Source organism: Rhizobium sp. HT1-10 (assembly GCF_049472505.1).
Taxonomy (GTDB): Bacteria; Pseudomonadota; Alphaproteobacteria; order Rhizobiales; family Rhizobiaceae; genus Rhizobium.
Genome location: NZ_JBCEBQ010000003.1, coordinates 142,602 through 159,436 on the forward strand (window position 1 = coordinate 142,602; position 16,835 = coordinate 159,436).

At 62.5% G+C, this 16,835-nt stretch carries 14 protein-coding genes; 7 read left to right on the plus strand and 7 right to left on the minus strand.

The genetic code is table 11. The annotated features are described in order from the left end of the window. Window positions 1-75 precede the first annotated feature (75 nt). From xdhB to VH564_RS09330, 3 genes are read right to left on the minus strand one after another with little or no spacing between them, the layout of a single operon-like run. Window positions 76-2,412, minus strand: coding sequence for a xanthine dehydrogenase molybdopterin binding subunit (gene xdhB, locus VH564_RS09320; protein ID WP_423339550.1), 2,337 nt, complete (start codon window positions 2,410-2,412; stop codon window positions 76-78). Further along, window positions 2,412-3,878, minus strand: a complete 1,467-nt coding sequence (gene xdhA / locus VH564_RS09325) for a xanthine dehydrogenase small subunit (RefSeq protein WP_423339551.1) — start codon at window positions 3,876-3,878, stop codon at window positions 2,412-2,414. Before xdhA ends, xdhB begins: the two co-directional genes overlap by 1 nt. Before the next feature lie 43 nt (window positions 3,879-3,921). Further along, window positions 3,922-4,695, minus strand: coding sequence for a 3-hydroxybutyrate dehydrogenase (locus VH564_RS09330; RefSeq protein ID WP_423339552.1), 774 nt, complete (start codon window positions 4,693-4,695; stop codon window positions 3,922-3,924). A 174-nt stretch (window positions 4,696-4,869) separates the two neighbouring features. Here VH564_RS09330 and glpK point away from each other — a divergent pair, with 174 nt between their 5' ends. Then, window positions 4,870-6,363 carry a glycerol kinase GlpK gene (gene glpK, locus VH564_RS09335; protein WP_423339553.1) on the plus strand — a complete coding sequence of 498 codons (1,494 nt, stop codon included), beginning with the start codon at window positions 4,870-4,872 and terminating at the stop codon, window positions 6,361-6,363. 105 nt (window positions 6,364-6,468) lie between these two features. Here the strand turns inward: glpK and VH564_RS09340 are convergent, their stop codons facing one another. After that, complete coding sequence (locus VH564_RS09340) at window positions 6,469-7,677, minus strand: TIGR03862 family flavoprotein (protein ID WP_423339554.1); 1,209 nt, start codon at window positions 7,675-7,677, stop codon at window positions 6,469-6,471. Window positions 7,678-7,831: 154 nt separating this feature from the next. Between VH564_RS09340 and VH564_RS09345 the strand changes: the two genes are divergently transcribed. Both VH564_RS09345 and map read left to right on the plus strand, forming a co-directional pair. Continuing rightward, window positions 7,832-8,305 (plus strand): SRPBCC family protein, encoded by a 474-nt coding sequence (locus VH564_RS09345; RefSeq protein ID WP_423339555.1) that lies wholly within the window; start codon window positions 7,832-7,834, stop codon window positions 8,303-8,305. Between the two features lie 124 nt (window positions 8,306-8,429). Then, window positions 8,430-9,182: a type I methionyl aminopeptidase gene (gene map, locus VH564_RS09350; protein ID WP_423339556.1), complete on the plus strand. Its 753-nt coding sequence runs from the start codon at window positions 8,430-8,432 to the stop codon at window positions 9,180-9,182. 12 nt (window positions 9,183-9,194) lie between these two features. Here the strand turns inward: map and VH564_RS09355 are convergent, their stop codons facing one another. Continuing rightward, complete coding sequence (locus VH564_RS09355; protein WP_423339557.1) at window positions 9,195-9,767, minus strand: PadR family transcriptional regulator; 573 nt, start codon at window positions 9,765-9,767, stop codon at window positions 9,195-9,197. A gap of 430 nt (window positions 9,768-10,197) precedes the next feature. On the opposite strand from VH564_RS09355, the gene sbmA reads away from it, so the two are divergent. Next, window positions 10,198-11,463, plus strand: coding sequence for a peptide antibiotic transporter SbmA (gene sbmA / locus VH564_RS09360; RefSeq protein ID WP_423339558.1), 1,266 nt, complete (start codon window positions 10,198-10,200; stop codon window positions 11,461-11,463). 71 nt (window positions 11,464-11,534) lie between these two features. On the opposite strand, the gene VH564_RS09365 is transcribed toward sbmA, so the two are convergent. Beyond that, complete coding sequence (locus VH564_RS09365) at window positions 11,535-12,515, minus strand: polysaccharide deacetylase (RefSeq protein WP_423339976.1); 981 nt, start codon at window positions 12,513-12,515, stop codon at window positions 11,535-11,537. Between the two features lie 125 nt (window positions 12,516-12,640). On the opposite strand from VH564_RS09365, the gene VH564_RS09370 reads away from it, so the two are divergent. The 3 genes from VH564_RS09370 (at window position 12,641) to der (ending at window position 15,523) form a co-directional block, all read left to right on the plus strand. Continuing rightward, entirely contained in the window at window positions 12,641-13,228 is a 588-nt protein-coding gene (locus VH564_RS09370) for an NnrU family protein (protein ID WP_423339559.1), read from the plus strand. A gap of 119 nt (window positions 13,229-13,347) precedes the next feature. Next, complete coding sequence (locus VH564_RS09375) at window positions 13,348-14,031, plus strand: tetratricopeptide repeat protein (RefSeq protein WP_423339560.1); 684 nt, start codon at window positions 13,348-13,350, stop codon at window positions 14,029-14,031. A gap of 16 nt (window positions 14,032-14,047) precedes the next feature. After that, complete coding sequence (der, locus tag VH564_RS09380; RefSeq protein ID WP_423339561.1) at window positions 14,048-15,523, plus strand: ribosome biogenesis GTPase Der; 1,476 nt, start codon at window positions 14,048-14,050, stop codon at window positions 15,521-15,523. 44 nt (window positions 15,524-15,567) lie between these two features. Here der and VH564_RS09385 read toward each other — a convergent pair whose 3' ends face one another. Next, a complete protein-coding gene (locus VH564_RS09385) occupies window positions 15,568-16,656 on the minus strand; it encodes a glycosyltransferase family 4 protein (protein WP_423339977.1) in 1,089 nt (362 codons plus the stop codon). Between the last annotated feature and the right edge of the window lie 179 nt (window positions 16,657-16,835).

The window sequence follows — 16,835 nt, forward strand, 5'->3', positions numbered from 1 at the left end:
CTGGCTGGATTCCTGTTACGGGCACAGGAATGAGGGCGTGATGGGTGTCGGTCGTTCGGCATCGCCTGCCCGTCCTCACATGCCCTTCAGTCGCTCGACCGCCATCAGCACCCGCTCGGGCGTGGCCGGGGCGTCGAGCTTGGGGCAGAGGCGGTAGTCAGCGACGCTGGCGACGGCCATCGACAGGGCCTCGAGCACCGAGATGCCGAGCATGAAGGGCGGCTCGCCGACCGCTTTGGAGCGGCCGATGGTCGGCTCGGCATTCTCCGACCATTCCGCCAGCCGCACGTTGAAGATCTTCGGACGATCGGAGGCAAGCGGTATCTTGTAGGTGGAGGGCGCGTGGGTACGCAGCCGGCCCTTGGCGTCCCACCAAAGTTCCTCGGTGGTCAGCCAGCCCATCCCCTGTACGAAGGCGCCCTCGATCTGGCCGATGTCGATCGCCGGGTTCAGCGACCGGCCGACATCGTGCAGGATGTCCGTGCGGTCGATCAGGTACTCGCCGGTCAGCGTGTCGATCGACACTTCGGAGCAGGAGGCGCCATAGGAGAAGTAGTAGAAGGGCGTGCCGCGCCCCGCCTTGCGGTCCCAGTGAATCTTCGGGGTCTTGTAGAAGCCGGCCGCAGAGAGCTGGACGCGGGCGAAATAGGCCTGGTTGACAAGGTCGGGGAAGGGGATCTCGATGTCGCCGACGCGGACCCGGTTGGGAAGGAAGATGACCTCAGCCGGCTCGACGTCCCATTTGGCGGCGGCAAAGGCCACCAGCCGCTCCTTGATCTGCCGGGCTGCATCGAAGGCTGCCATGCCGTTGAGGTCGGAGCCGGATGAGGCGGCGGTGGCTGAGGTGTTCGGGACCTTCGCCGTCGTCGTCGCGGTGATCTTCACGCGCTCGATGTCAACCTGGAAAGCGTCGGCCAATACTTGGGCGACCTTGGTGTAGAGGCCTTGGCCCATTTCAGTGCCGCCGTGGTTCAAGTGGATCGAGCCGTCCTGATAGACGTGCACGAGGGCGCCGGCCTGGTTGAAGGCGGTCATGGTGAAGGAGATGCCGAACTTCACCGGATTGAGCGCTATACCCTTGCGAATGTAGCGGCTGTTGCGGTTGAATTCGATGATCGCCTGGCGGCGGGCCTGGTAGTCGGCAGAGGCTTCGAGCTCGTCGACGATGCGGCCGATGATATTGTCCTCGACCTCCTGGTGATAGGGGGTCAGCGTGCGGCCGAAACCCGGCTGGCCGTAGAAGTTCAACTTGCGGATCTCCAGCGGGTCCTTGCCGAGCGCGTAGCCGATCTCCTCGATGATCCGCTCGGCGCCGACCATGCCCTGTGGCCCTCCAAAGCCGCGAAAGGCGGTGTTTGAGACGGTGTGGGTCTTCAGTGGCTTGGAGACCAGGTGGACGTGCGGATAGAAGTAGCTGGAATCGGCGTGAAACAGCGCACGGTCTGTGACCGGGCCGGACAGGTCGGAGGAAAAGCCGCAGCGCGCCGCATAGGTGGCATCCAGCGCATGGATGCGACCGTCTTCATCGAAGCCAACCTCGTAGTCCACCAGGAAATCGTGCCGCTTGCCTGTCGCGATCATGTCCTCGTCGCGGTCGGGGCGGAACTTGACGGCGCGGTTGAGCTTCTTCGCGGCGATGGCGGCGAGCGCTGCAAACTGGTTGCCCTGCGTCTCCTTGCCACCAAAACCGCCGCCCATGCGGCGGACGTTGACGGTGACGGCGTTGGACGGGATGTTGAGGACATGGCCGACGATATGCTGGATTTCGGTCGGATGCTGGGTCGAAGACCAGACGGTCACCTCGTCGTCCTCGCCGGGGATCGCCATGGCGATATGGCTTTCGAGATAGAAATGCTCCTGGCCGCCAATGCGCATCTGCCCCTTCAGCCGTCGCGGGGCCTTGGCCATCTCGCTCTCGGGCTCGCCGCGCTTGAGGGTCATCGGGTCGTAGACTACAGCGCCGCCATTGGCGAGGGCTCCGTCGATGTCGCTCCAGTGCGGCAGGTCTCGATACTCGACCTTGGCAAGGCGAGCGGCTCGGCGGGCAATGTCGCGCGTCGTGGCGATCACGGCAAAGATCGGCTGGCCGTGGAACTCGACCTTTGTCTCCGCCAGCAGCGGTTCGTCATGCATGCCGTTGGAGCTGACATCGTTGACGCCGGGCACATCGGCGCCGGTCATGACCCAGACCACGCCGGGATAAGCGGCAACGTCGGAGAGATCGATACCGGCTATGTCGGCATGGGCGCGATCGGACAGGCCAAGCGCCCCGTGCAGCAGGTTGGCGGGCTCGGGAATGTCGTCGATGTAGTCGGCGGTACCCGTCACGTGCTTATGGGCGGAATCGTGCTTCAACGAGGCGTGCATGGCGCCGCTGATGATCTTGCGCTGCTCGAAGGTGGACTTGTCCATCACGCCATCTCCTCGAAGCGCCTGAGTTCCTGGGGTGTGCCCGTGGTTTCAAGATAGAATCGCAGGAGCAGGTTCTTGGCGGCCAGTTGCCGGTATTCGGCTGTGGCGCGCCAGTCGGTCAGCGGCTGGAAGTCTGCGTCGAAGGCAGCGCGGGCCGCCTCCACCGTGGCCTCCGTCCAGGGCTTGCCGATCAGCTCCGCCTCGACGCTGCGGGCACGCTTGGGCGTGCCGGCCATGCCGCCGAAGGCTATGCGGATGTCGTGGACATCGTTGTTGCCGTCGAGCGTCAGGTAGAAGGCGCCGAGGACGGCCGTTATGTCTTCGTCCCGCCGCTTGGTCACTTTGTAGACTGCAAAATCCGCCTCGTCGGCGGGGTAGGGCACAAAGATGCTTTCGACGAATTCGTCGCGATTGCGGTCCTGCTTGCCGTAGCTGATGAAGAAGTCTTCCAGCCGCAACTGGCGCGTGCCGGAGGCCGAACGGAGCTTGACGATGGCACCGAGCGCGATCAGCGGCGGTGGGCTGTCGCCGATTGGCGAACCATTGGCGATATTGCCGCCGATCGTGCCCATGTTGCGGACCTGGTCGCCGCCGATGCGGTCGATCAGCCGGCCAAGCGTGGGTACGCGTGCTGCAATCGTCTCGAAGGCGCGCGTGTAGGTGACGCCGGCGCCGATGGTGAAGCCGCCGTCGCCAGATGTGATCGACTGCATTTCGGTGAGGTGACCGATGAAAACGACCGGGTTCAGGGTTCGCATCTGCTTGGTGACCCAGAGGCCGACATCCGTCGAGCCGGCGACCACGGTCGCGGTCGGCTCGTCGGCGAGGATGCGGGCGAGTTCGTCCAGAGAGCCGGGGACGATCACGCGCTCCTCGCCGGAGGACACGACAATGGTCTCATTGCTCTGCAGCGCCCAAAGGCGGGCCATGATGTCCGCGCGGGTTTTTTCCAGCGGGTCGAACAGCGTGCTCGGGCGGGTCAGGCTGACCTGCTCGGCCGCCTTGACGATCGGCTCGTAGCCGGTGCAGCGACAGAGATTGCCCTGCAGGGCCTTTTCGATCGCGGCACGGCTGGGCTTCTCGTTTGCAAGCCACAGGCCATAAAGCGACATGACAAAGCCGGGCGTGCAGAAGCCGCACTGCGAACCATGACAATCGACCATGGCCTGTTGGACCGGATGCAGAGCACCATCCCTTTCGGCGAGATGCTCAATCGTCACGACATGGGTGGCCTGCAACGATCCGACGAGGCGGATGCAGGCATTGACCGATTCGTAGTGCAGCCCACCGTCGATCAGCCGCCCGACCAGCACCGTGCAGGCGCCGCAGTCGCCCTCCGCGCACCCTTCCTTGGTGCCTGTCAGATGCCTGCCGATCCGCAGGAAATCGAGCAGCGTCTCGGTCGGCCGCAAGCTCGACAGGGCGATGTCCTCGCCATTCAGGATGAACCGGATCGTGTCGTTCATGGTGCCCCTTGCCGTGCTATCACAGTCTTTCAACCAAGCATGGTTAGGCCGCTGTCCATCCTCCGTCAATCGAGACGTGGGTTCCCGTGACCTGACGCGCCTCGTCGCTGGTCAGATAGAGGGTCAGGGCGGCGACTTCTTCGGCCTTGACGAACTCACGCGTCGGCTGCGCCTTGAGGAGAACGTCGGTCTTTACCTGCGCCTCGGTCATGCCGCGTGCCTTTGCCGTATCGGGAATTTGCCGCGCGACCAGCGGCGTCATGACGTAACCGGGACAGATGGCGTTGACGGTGACACCGAATTCCGCGAGCTCAAGAGCTGCGGTCTTCGTCAGCCCGAGAATGCCGTGCTTGGCCGCGACATAGGCGCTTTTGAAAGGCGACGCGACCAGCGCGTGGGCCGACGCAATGTTGACGATACGGCCGTAACTTTTCGCTTTCATGAGGGGGATGGCCGCCCGCATGGTGTGGAAGGCGCTGGAGAGATTGATGGCGATGATCCGGTCCCACTGGTCCAGCGGGAACGTCTCGATCGGCGAGACGTGCTGGATGCCGGCATTGTTCACCAATACGTCGAGGCCGCCGAAACGATCAGCGGCCGTCGAGATCAGGTCGGCGATCTCTTCCGGCCTGGTCATGTCGGCCGGATGATACAGCACCTTGCCGCCCGCAGCTTCGAGCGACGTCCGGATGGCCTCGATTTCAGCGCTGTCGCCAAAGCCGTTGATGACGACGTTGTCGGCCCTGGCCGCGAAAGCCGTGGCGATCGCAAGGCCGATGCCGCTGGTGGAACCGGTGACGACAACTGTTCTGGTCATGCTCTGCCTTCCGTCCGCCTGCGCGTGGCTGCTGCTGATTTTTGACCGAGGTTAGCGCCAAAGACACAAGACTGGCAATCGGCTGCGCGCCCTGCGAAATTTTAGTGCCTGCTTCCTGTTCAGACGCGCCGGCCTGTCCTATTGGTGAGACATAGGGAGAGGGACGGAGGACATATGAGCGGCTATATTCTGGCAATCGACCAGGGCACGACGTCGACGCGGGCGATCATCTTCGATAAAAAGATGAAGGTTGCCGGCATCGGTCAGATGGAATTTCCGCAGATCTACCCGCAGCCCGGCTGGGTCGAGCACGATCCCGAGGATATCTGGCAGAGCGTGCTTACCACCGTGCGCAAGGCCATCAGTGCTGCCGGCATCGAGGCTCGACAGATCGCCGCGATCGGCATCACCAATCAGCGGGAGACCGTGGTCGTCTGGGAACGGGAGAGCGGAAAGCCTGTCCAGAACGCCATCGTCTGGCAGGACCGTCGAACGGCAGACGCTTGCGAAAAGCTGAAGCGGGAGGATCTTGAGACACTGTTCACGCGGCGCACCGGCCTGTTGCTCGATCCCTACTTTTCCGGCACCAAGCTTTCGTGGATGCTTGAAAACGTCGAAGGTGCTGCCGCCCGTGCCGCCAAGGGCGAGCTTTGCTTCGGGACGATCGACACGTTCCTGATTTGGCGGCTGACGGGCGGCAAGAGCTTCGTCACCGACGCCACCAATGCCTCGCGCACGCTGATGTTCAATATAGCGGACAATCAATGGGACGATGAACTGCTCGAGATCCTGCGCGTGCCGAAGGCAATGTTGCCCGAGGTCAAGGATTGCGCAGCCGATTTCGGCGTGACCGATCCTGCCCTCTTCGGGGCTGCCATACCTATTCTCGGCGTTGCCGGCGATCAGCATGCGGCTGTCATTGGACAGGCCTGTTTCGAACCCGGAATGATGAAGTCCACTTATGGAACCGGTTGCTTTGCCCTGCTGAACACCGGCTCCGACATGGTCCGATCGAAAAACCGGCTGTTGACGACCATCGCCTACCGGCTCGACGGCAAGACCACCTATGCGCTCGAGGGCTCGATCTTCATAGCCGGTGCTGCCGTGCAATGGCTGCGGGACGGCATGGGGCTGATCAGCAGCGCGGCGGAATCGGGCAGACTGGCGCTGAAGGCCGATCCGGAGCAGCCGCTCTATCTGGTGCCGGCCTTCACTGGGCTCGGTGCTCCTCACTGGGATGCGCATGCGCGCGGCGCGATCTTCGGGCTGACGCGCAACACCGGTCCGGCGGAGTTTGCCCATGCCGCGCTCGAGGCGGTCTGCTACCAGACGCGGGACCTGCTCGACGCCATGCACAAGGACTGGAAGAGAGGTCCCGACGCGACGGTGCTCAGGGTCGACGGCGGCATGGTCGCATCCGACTGGACGATGCAGCGGTTGGCCGATCTGCTCGATGCGCCCGTGGACCGGCCGACCATCCTCGAGACGACGGCGCTCGGTGCCGCCTGGCTTGCCGGCAGCAGGGCCGGCGTCTGGCCGCAATGCGAGGACTTTGCCAGGGCATGGGCGATCGATCGGCAGTTCGTCCCGTCGATGGACGAGAAGACCCGGTCCGCCAAGCTGAAGGGCTGGAAGGATGCGGTGCGCCGGACGCTCAGCGCGCGATAGGCTGCGGACTGCTTGCCGCTTCGACCGCAATGGTCGGCTGCCACTATATTGAATCGATCGAAGGGTTTACAGCGATCCGCGGGAGCCTTGATTCAACCGCTTCATTCAGCGCTTGAGCCAGGCGGAGAGGCCCTCTGCGGCGGCCCGGCCGCTGGCAAAGCAGGCGGTCAGAAGGTAGCCGCCCGTGGGCGCCTCCCAGTCGAGCATTTCACCGGCGACGAAGGTGCCAGGCATGGCTTTCAGCATGTAGGTCTCGTCGACGCTATCCCAGGTGATGCCGCCGGCCGAGGAAATCGCTTCGGCAATTGGCCGTGGCCGGAGCAGGGGGATCGGCAGGGCCTTGATCCAGTGCGACAGGCTATCGGCATTTCCGAGATCTCCGGCGGGGACAAGCTCGCGCAACAGGGCAGTCTTGACGCCTTCGAGACCGGCCGCCTTGCGCAGCCGCGTCGAGAGGCTCGCCTTGGCATCCTGCCGCGCCAAATCCTTGGCGAGACGGTTGGCGCTGCGCCCGGGCGCAAGGTCGACCAGCAGGCTGGCTTTGCCCGTGGTTTCGAGACGGTCCCTCAGGGCGGCGGCATGGGCATAGACGAGGCTACCCTCGATGCCGTGTCTGCTGATGACGAATTCGCCCGGCACGGTGCCGGCATCCGATGTGGCAGTCACCGATTTCAGCGGTGCCCCTGCATAGCGCTCAGAGAAGATTTCGCTCCAGGCGACGTCAAAGCCGCAATTGGCGGGGCGAAACGGAGCAATCCCGATACCCTTGCCGGATAGTGCCGCCGTCCAGTGGCCGTCCGAGCCGAGCCTTGGCCAGCTGGCGCCGCCGAACGCCAGAAGCGTCGCGTCGCAGGCGATCCTGCGCTCGCCCTCGGGCGTCTCGAACAGGTGGCCGCCATCGTCAAAGCCGATCCACCTATGGCGGGTGAGGACGGTGACACCGGCCGCCTGAAGCCGCTTCAGCCAGGCCCGCAGCAGCGGCGAGGCTTTCATGGCGCGGGGGAAGACGCGGCCCGAGGAGCCGACGAAGGTCTCGACGCCGAGGCCGGCAGCCCAGGCGCGGACGTCTGCCGGGCCGAAACCATCCAGCGCCGGACGTAGCTGCGCGTTGGACGTGCCGTATCGATCCGCGAATTGCCGGTAGTCTTCGGCATGGGTGATGTTGAGGCCGGATTTTCCGGCCAGCAGGAATTTGCGCGCCACGGTCGGCATGCTGTCATAGACGGTGATCGCGTGACCGGCCTGGCTCAGGACCTCTGCGGCCGCGAGCCCGGCTGGCCCGCCGCCGATGATGGCAATCTGCTTCCTGGTCATCGTCCCATCCGATTCGATCTCGGCCCCTTCTCGCCCGGGACGGGGAGAGGCGCAAGCGTGCGGCGGCGAAAGGCCGCCTGTTGGCGATCTGCGCGACTTGCCCTGCTGCCGATCTGCTGCATATATCTGGTCCAGCAAGGGGGAGGTGAGGATTATGAGCGAGCCGGACATCATTGGGCACGAGTTGTCGCTGACACGCATCATCGCCGCGTCGCCCGACAAGCTCTATCGTGCCTGGACCGAGCCGGAGCTGCTGAAGCAATGGTTCGCGCCATCGCCGTTCACCACGACCACGGCGCAGCTCGATGTGCGCCCGGGCGGCGCCAACCTGATCGTGATGCGCGGCCCGGATGGCGTCGAATATCCGAACCACGGCGTCTATCTCGAGATCATCCCGGGCCGAAAGCTGGTCTTTACCGACGCCTTCACCAGCGCCTGGATACCCTCCGCCAAACCGTTCATGACGGCCGTCATTACCTTCGATGCCATCGGTGAAGGCCAGACCCGCTATACGGCAAGGGCCTTGCACTGGAGCGCGGAAGACCGCGAGACGCACGAGGCCATGGGCTTCCACGAAGGTTGGGGACAGTGCGCCGATCAACTTGCCGCCCTGGCGTCGAGCCTGTGACGCGCCTTAGGTAAACTGCCGCAGCCGGTGAAATAGCCTTGACGCATGACCGACAAGGGGCGAAAGCCAAGCCTAAACCTGTCAAAGCCGTGTGTCGGCACGAGAGCCGGAAGCCTTTTCTACGATGATCATTTCCAACGACGACGAACTTTCCAAGATGAAGGACATCGGGCGCATCTGCGCCAATGCCTTGAAGGTGATGGCTGCGGCTCTCGAGCCCGGCATCACCACGCTGGAACTCGATGCCATCGGCCGCAAGGTGCTGGAGGACGCCGGAGCGCGTTCGGCACCGGAAACCGTCTACCGTTTTCCCGGCGCTACCTGCATCAGTGTCAACGAGGAAGTGGCGCACGGAATACCCGGCCCACGGATCATAGCGGCCGGCGATCTCGTCAATCTCGACGTGTCTGCCGAGAAGGACGGGTTCTTTTCTGATACGGGGGCTTCCTTCACCGTGCCGCCGGTCAAGCCGAAGATCGAGCGGCTCTGCCGCGATGGCAAGAGGGCGCTCTGGGTCGGGCTGAACCAGGTGCGCAGCGACGTACCCTTCCTGCAGATCGGCAAGGCCGTCGGTGCTTTCGCCGCCAAGAACCGCTACACGCTGATCGCCAACCTCGCCAGCCACGGTATCGGCCGCTCGCTGCACGAGGAGCCGGCCGAGGTCTCGACCTGGGCCGATCCGAGCGAGACGCGGATCATGCAGGACGGGCTGGTGTTCACCGTCGAACCCTTCCTGTCGCTCGGCGCCACCTGGGCCGAAGGCGGCGACGACGCCTGGACGCTCTACAGCGATCCGCGCGCACCGACCGTGCAGTTCGAGCACACCGTCATCGCAACCCGCAACGGACCGGTCATTCTGACGCTGGCCGACGACTAGCCGGCCATAGCGTCAGTCTTTCGGGTCTGTTTTCGGCCGCAGGATCTCGGCGGCGGCGTTTTCGAGGATCGCGGCGATGCGAGCACCTTCGCTCTTGGTCCATGGGTGTTTCATCCGCAACGCCGAGCGCAGCAGATGGCGCGCGGCCCGCACTTCGCTGGCATCCCGATCGAAAGCGTCATCGTGCCCATGTTCGCCGGGACCATCCTCGCCACCGAACATGCGCTTCACCTGATCCATCTTCTCGCCGATCTGGCCGAGCTTGGCGAGCGTGATTTCGATCAGCGCGCGGTTCTCCTCGACGCGGGCCTTGCCCGTTTCGGTGATCCGATACAGCTTCTTGGTGCCGCTGACCTCGATATCGGCAAGTCCTGTCTCTTCGAGATAGGTCAGGGCCGGGTAGATGACGCCCGGGCTCGGCACATAAAAGCCGCCCGACCGCTCTTCGAGGATCTTGATCAATTCATAGCCATGGCGCGGCTGTTCGGCGAGCAAAGCCAGAATGATCAGTTGCAGGTCTGCGGCATCGAACTTGCGGCCGGTGCGGAAACCGCCGCCGAATATGCCGCCCTTGAAGCCTCGCATAAACTCTCTCCTTTGCGCATGCCCTTGGTCGCCGCAATCCGCGTGCCGCAGGATATGTGCCTCGGCCCGGCCGAAGCCGCCGCCAAACATTGCCTGTCTAAAGCCTCTCATAGGTCTTCTCCAGTGTTTTGACGAACACTATCGTTCGTAATGACGTACGATATATATCGTAAGATAATTGATTGCAAGATGGCGCAGGTCGATATCGCTGGAATGGGGAAGTGCGGCGAGGGATGGCGTCATCTCCTGGCGACGCTTCGCGGCTTAGCTGATCAGTTCCGTTCAGCAACCACCTGATAAGCGGGGAATAAGCAGTTACAAATGTGTAACAAAGTGGGAAGGGCGTTGCCGCTGCTTTGGAACTGCCTTAGGTTCCGGCAAAATCAGCAAAGGCTGATGCTTCCCATTCCCCTTCAGGAAAGCGATTTCTGTGTTCCATTCCTTCTTTCCTCAGCCCAAGATCTTCTTCACCTCCCTGATTGTCTGGACATTGGTTTCCATCTTCGGCTGGTACCTCGGCGCCGCCCATCTCGGCCTGTCACTCGGCTTCGGCCCTGTGCCTGAGGACCAGCAGCCGATCGACCTGTCCTTCTTTCTACTGCGTGAGAATCTCTGGTTCTATGGCTACTTCTTCCTTTCCGCACTGCTGTTCTGCGGATTCTGGCACCTGAAGGCCATCAATCACCCCTGGAAGCTTTGGTCGGTCTGGGGATCGGCACTGATCATCTTCGTCACCTATTTCGGCGTCCAGATCAGCGTCGTCATCAACAACTGGCGCCGTCCGTTCGGTGACCTCTTGCAGAATGCGCTGTCGAAGAAGCCCGGCATTTCGGTCGAGAATTTCTACGAGCTGTTTACGATTTTCGCGCAGATCGCCTTCCTCAGCATCTTCGTTTCCGTCCTGACCGACTTCTTCACCAGCCACTACATCTTCCGCTGGCGGACGGCGATGAACAACTTCTACATGTCGAAGTGGGAGAAGCTTCGCCATATCGAAGGTGCCTCGCAGCGTGTGCAGGAAGACACAATGCGTTTCTCCAGCACGCTCGAGACTCTAGGCATCAGCCTGATCAACTCGGTGATGACCCTGGTCGTCTTCCTGCCGATCATGCTGGCCCTGTCGCATTACGTCACGGCGCTGCCAATCATCGGTTACATACCAAATTCGCTGTTTTGGCTCGCGTTGTTCTGGTCGATTTTCGGCACAGTGCTCTTGGCTGTGGCCGGGATAAAGCTGCCGGGACTGAACTTCAAGAACCAGCGTGTCGAAGCTGCCTATCGCAAGGAACTGGTCTACGGCGAGGATCATGCCGACCGTGCCCAACCTCCGACCGTAAAGCAGCTGTTTGCCAACGTCCGCACGAACTATTTCACGCTTTACTTTCACTACCTCTATTTCAATATCGCGCGCGCTTTCTATCTGCAGGCCGATAACCTCTTTGTATATTTCTTTATGGCTCCGACGATTGTCGCCGGCGTCATCACCTACGGCATTTTTCAGCAGATCTCGACCGCCTTTGGTCAGGTCGCAAACTCCTTCCAGTATCTCGTCAGCTCGTGGACGACGATCATCGAGCTGCTGTCGATCCACAAGCGCCTCAAGGCCTTCGAAGCCGTCATCGACGACGAACCCCTGCCGGCGATCGACAGGCATTATCTCGAGCGTCAGGCGCGGGATGATAATCCGGACACCTGAAATTCGGCGTAGTTAACTGGGAAAAGGCTCCGGAGGCGGGGCCTTTTTCATGTTTCCTTGCGGAGATGAAGTCAGAGACCGGAGGCGGCCGTGGCCCTTCCGGCGATTAACGGCAGGGCTTCGGAGTAGCTGACGCAGGCGACGTCGGGCTTGTGGCAGACATCGCTGACGAAGCGGTCGAGCGCCCGCCAATAGGCACCGGCGTTCATCTCGACGAAATGGAAGCCGAGCTGCAGCGGGATGCGGTCGCCGTCATACTGCGTCTTGAACGCCGACTCGTAGGCCCCAAAGCTACGCTCTTCGTATGTCTTCGAATTGGCGGGATCCTCGATGCCTTTCGAATGTCGGACGTAGAGATTGTAGTCCATGCCGATCACCAGTCTGTGGTCGGGACCTTCCGGGATCAGCGGCAGCCCGAAGCGCGCGATGCCGTCGACCGTCTTCGGCAGCATCGCACCGCGCGTCACGAGGCTGGCATCGTAGACGAAGCCGGCTTCCTTTTCGGCGGCGACAAGCCCGTCGTTGGTGGAGAGATAGGGCGCGCGAAATCCCTTGACGCCATGGGTGGCGAAGTCCTGCCATCCCGCCGGTTCTTCGGCGGCGGCGCCAGAATTTTTCCAAGCGTCGCGCAATGCCTCCCGCGCGGCGCCGAATTCCTGCGTCCAATCCGCCTTTGTGAAATTCTTGCCATCGAAGTGGCCGCAGGCATGGCTGGAAATATCGGCACCTTCCTGGTGAGCCTCCCAGATGTTGGCGATCCGCGTCCGCACCTCCTCGTCGGTATGAGCAAATCCGACATTCGACTTGCCGGGCCTGTGACCCGGTCCCTGATAGGCCTTGGCCTGCTCGTGGTTCATCAGGAAGGTGCACGACAGGAAGTAAGTGAAGTGCGCGCCGTTGCGCCGGGCCATCTCGCGGCTCTTCGTCCACAAGACATTGTCGTGGGCGCCATCGAACGAGATCAGCACCAGCTGTTTCGGTTTGTCCTCAGACTTCGCGGGGGTAGGCAGGAGCAGGCAAAGGGCGAGGGCCGAGGCCGGGATAAAATGCAAAAGAGGCACCTTGGAAATCTTGCTTTATGGTCTGATAGGCGAGGAATAGGGTGGAAGCTGGGTTGCTGCTTTCAATTTTCAAGCCGAGCCGATAGGGATGGTGGTCTTGGTTCAGAGGATTCCCCATGGCTTTGCTTGTCGTCAGCATCATTCTTTTTCTCGGCGTGCACCTGATACAGGCGCTGGCCCCCGGCTTTCGACTGGCAATGATCGGCCGCCTCGGACGCCCCGCCTGGATCGTCCTCCAGTCGATTGCCAGCATCGTTACGCTGGCGCTGCTGATCTACGCCTTCAGCATCGCGCGCTACGAGACGACGGTTCTCTATTCGCCGCCGGCCTGGGCCTCGCACATCACCCTGACGCTAATGCTGATCGCCTGCATCTGTCTTGTCTCCGGCTGGCTGCCGGCCGGACATATCGCAGCCAAGACCAAGCATCCGACGGTGCTGGCGGTGAAGATTTGGGCGCTGGCGCATCTATTGGCCAATGGCGACAGTGCCGGCGTGCTGCTGTTCGTGTCATTCCTCGCCTGGGGCGTGATCGTGCGTATTTCGCTGAAGCGCCGGGCACGGGCGGGCGAGATTACCCCGCGTCCTTTCGTCTCGGCAAGATACGACGCGGCTGCGGTTGTCCTCGGTATCCTGCTCTGGGGCGCGATCATCTGGAAGCTGCATGAGTGGCTTATCGGCGTTTCGCCGCTGGCAATGATATGATTTCTGCCGTTCCCCCTTACAACGGACGCAAAATGCGCTAGAAGGCCCGTTCATGCGCTGCACCCTGCCGGCGCGTTCCCTTTTACGCATGTGAGTTTGGCCGGGCGCCGGAGACGAGAATGGCATTCAACGACGACAGCTTCATCCGCGAAGTCAACGAGGAACTGCGCTCTGACAGGATGCAGTTCGTCTGGCGCCGTTTCGGCCGGCTGATCATCGGCTTTGCCGTGCTCGTCGTGCTCGGAACCGCCGGCTATGTCGGCTATCGCTATTGGGCAACCCATCAGGCCGGCGACAACGGCGACCGGTTCATCGCAGCACTGGCGCTGGCCGATCAGAACAAGAGCGACGAGGCACTTGCAGCCCTGACGGCCATCGAGAAGGATGGCAAGGGCATGTATCCGCTGCTCGCCAGCATGCGCGCCGCCTCGCTGCAGGCACAGAAAGGCGATACGGCGGGTGCCGTCTCCGCCTTTACCGCAATCAGCAAGCAGTCGGGCGTTCCCGCCGTGATCGGGGATGCCGCCCGCTTGCGCGCGGCCTTCCTGCTGGTCGAGACAGGCACCTACGAACAGGTCTCGGCGCTTGCCGAGGAACTGGCCGTACCGGCCAACGCCTTCCGCCATTCCGCCCGCGAGGTTCTCGGCCTTGCCGCCTACAAGGCCGGCGATTTCGCCAAGGCCAAGCAGTGGTTCCAGGCGATCGTCAGCGACCAGCAATCACCCCGCAATGTTGCCAATCGTGCCCAGATGATGCTTGATAATATCGCGGCGTCGGGCAAAGCCCCGCAAGCCCAGGGCTAAAGGAACACCAATCGCCATGAATTTCACGGTTGCGATCGTCGGTCGCCCGAATGTCGGCAAGTCCACACTTTTCAACCGCCTGGTTGGCAAGAAGCTGGCGCTCGTCGATGACACGCCGGGCGTCACCCGTGACCGCCGTCCGGGCGATGCCAAGCTGATGGACCTGCATTTCACCATCATCGATACGGCCGGTCTCGAAGAGGCGCACGAGGATTCACTCGAGGGCCGCATGCGCGCCCAGACGGAAGCAGCCATCGAGGAGGCGGACCTGACGCTGTTCGTCGTCGATGCCAAATACGGACTGACGCCGCTCGACAAGGTATTCGGCGAGCTTCTGCGCCGCCGCGGCAAGCCGGTCGTGCTGGTTGCCAACAAATCCGAAGCCAAAGGTTCCGACGGCGGATTCTACGATGCCTTCACCCTCGGCCTCGGCGACCCATGCCCGATCTCGGCCGAGCACGGCCAGGGCATGATCGATCTCCACGATGCGATCGTCGCTGCCATCGGCCAGGACCGGGCCTATCCGCCTGAGATCGAGGAAGACGAAGACGACGTCGCTGAGACGGACGTCTTGCTGCCGCTCGATGGCGACGATGTCTTCGACGACGAGAAGGAAGAAGAGCCGGAATACGACGAGACGAAGCCGCTGCGCGTCGCCATCGTCGGTCGCCCGAATGCCGGCAAGTCGACGCTGATCAACCGCTTCCTCGGTGAGGACCGGCTGCTCGTCGGCCCGGAGGCCGGCATCACCCGCGATTCCATCTCGGTCGACTGGGCCTGGCGTGGCCGCACCATCAAGCTGTGCGACACCGCTGGCATGCGCCGCAAGGCGCGTGTCACCGAGAAGCTCGAAAAGCTGTCGGTCGCCGACACGCTGCGCGCCATCCGCTTTGCCGAGACAGTCGTCATCGTCTTCGATGCGACGATCCCGTTCGAGAAGCAGGACCTGCAGATCGTCGATCTCGTCATCCGCGAAGGCCGTGCCGCAGTCATCGCTTTCAACAAGTGGGACCTGATCGAGGATCGCCAGGCAGTGCTTGCCGAGTTGCGCGAAAAGACCGACCGGCTGCTGCCGCAGGCCCGTGGCATCCGTGCGGTGACGATTGCCGGCCAGACGGGCGATGGCCTCGACCGGCTGATGCAGTCGATCATCGATACCGACAAGGTCTGGAACAAGCGCATCGCGACGGCCAAGCTCAACCGCTGGCTCGATGCCCGCCAGGTGCAGCATCCACCACCCGCCGTGTCCGGTCGCCGCCTGAAGCTGAAATACATGACGCAGGTCAAGGCTCGCCCGCCCGGCTTCATGATTTCCTGCACGCGTCCGGATTCCCTGCCGGAATCCTATATCCGCTATCTCACCAATGGGTTGCGCGAGGATTTCGACATGCCGGGCGTGCCGATCCGAATCCACTTCCATGCGTCGGAAAACCCGTTTGAAAACCGCAAGCGGAAGAACCCCTATCCGAGCAAGCGCAAGAAGCAGCACTGAAAGCAGCCTGATCGCAGGCGAGACATCGTTCGCCGGTGTGCCGCTTAGCGGCGCTTGATCTTGCCGTTGGCGATCCTGATGTTGTCAAGGAATTGCCGGGTTGCCGATTCCCAGGAGTAGGTCAGCGCCAGCGCGCGTGCAGCCTCGCGTGAGCAGGATAGCGCCCTGATGCAGGCCGCTTTCAAATCCGTATCGACAGCGCCGGCGTCCGTGTTCCCACCGAGGATGTCCGCCGGGCCGGTGACCGGATAGGCGGCCACAGGCACGCCGCTCGCCAGCGCCTCCAGGATGGTATTTCCAAACGTGTCCGTCACCGACGGGAAGACGAAGACATCGCCCTGGGCGTAGGCCTGCGCCAGCTCTTCGCCGAATTTGGCGCCGGTGAACAGGATGTGCGGATAGCGTTTCTTCAGGTCTTCGAGGTCGGGACCGCCACCCACCACGACCTTGGAACCGGGCAAGTCGAGATCGAGGAAGGCCGGCAGGTTTTTCTCCGTGGCAACGCGGCCAACGGTCATGAAGATCGGGCGCTGCAGGCCGAACGGTGTCTCTTCCCGCCCTTGCGGGCGAAACAGGTTGGCATCGATGCCGCGCGACCAGGCAAGCAGGTTGTTGACACCCTTTGCCGCGAGTTCGGCTGCAAGGCTTGGCGTTGCCACCATGCAGCCGAAGCCGCCATTGTGAAACCAGCGGATGAAGGCGTAGAGCCAGGATTTCGGTATGGGCAGGCGGGCCGCGACATATTCCGGGAAACGGGTATGGTAAGTGGTGGAAAACTGCATGCCGTTGCGCACGCACCAGCGGCGAGCCGTCAGCCCAAGAGGGCCTTCGGTGGCGATGTGGACATAGGATGGCTGCGTCGCCTCGATAGCGGCGGCGACCCGTCTATAGCTTGCCAGGGAAAGCCTGATCTCGGGATAGGTGGGGCAGGGGATGCTGCGAAACCCCTCCGGCGTCAGCATCGAGACTGTGACGCCCATTCGCGCCAGCTCGCGATTGGTATTCTCGATCGAACGTACCACGCCGTTGACCTGCGGATGCCAGGCATCCGTAACGATCAGCAGCCGTTCGCCCAGGGAGGCTTCCGAGGCCGGAGATGTCTGGTTGGCCTCGGCCGGTAGACGTTGCAGCATTGTCGACTGTTCCACCCGTTCGACGACAGCGGCACGGGACATCCCGCACCTCCCGCTGATTCCGGGCACAACCATTGTGACTGTTGTCGATGATGGAAATATTACAGCTGCGGGTATGCGGATGCGGCCCGCCCTCTATATGTCCTTGTGCGTGTGACAAGATCCCAGGGAGCTGAAAC

Coding starts and splice junctions, on each gene's coding strand:
- VH564_RS09355 (WP_423339557.1), bottom strand. CDS start 9,767: ATGCGAGGCTTCAAGGGCGGCATATTCGGCGGCGGTTTCCGCACCGGC.
- xdhA (WP_423339551.1), bottom strand. CDS start 3,878: ATGAACGACACGATCCGGTTCATCCTGAATGGCGAGGACATCGCCCTG.
- map (WP_423339556.1), top strand. CDS start 8,430: ATGATCATTTCCAACGACGACGAACTTTCCAAGATGAAGGACATCGGG.
- VH564_RS09345 (WP_423339555.1), top strand. CDS start 7,832: ATGAGCGAGCCGGACATCATTGGGCACGAGTTGTCGCTGACACGCATC.
- glpK (WP_423339553.1), top strand. CDS start 4,870: ATGAGCGGCTATATTCTGGCAATCGACCAGGGCACGACGTCGACGCGG.
- VH564_RS09340 (WP_423339554.1), bottom strand. CDS start 7,677: ATGACCAGGAAGCAGATTGCCATCATCGGCGGCGGGCCAGCCGGGCTC.
- xdhB (WP_423339550.1), bottom strand. CDS start 2,412: ATGGACAAGTCCACCTTCGAGCAGCGCAAGATCATCAGCGGCGCCATG.
- VH564_RS09330 (WP_423339552.1), bottom strand. CDS start 4,695: ATGACCAGAACAGTTGTCGTCACCGGTTCCACCAGCGGCATCGGCCTT.
- VH564_RS09375 (WP_423339560.1), top strand. CDS start 13,348: ATGGCATTCAACGACGACAGCTTCATCCGCGAAGTCAACGAGGAACTG.
- der (WP_423339561.1), top strand. CDS start 14,048: ATGAATTTCACGGTTGCGATCGTCGGTCGCCCGAATGTCGGCAAGTCC.
- VH564_RS09370 (WP_423339559.1), top strand. CDS start 12,641: ATGGCTTTGCTTGTCGTCAGCATCATTCTTTTTCTCGGCGTGCACCTG.
- VH564_RS09385 (WP_423339977.1), bottom strand. CDS start 16,656: ATGCTGCAACGTCTACCGGCCGAGGCCAACCAGACATCTCCGGCCTCG.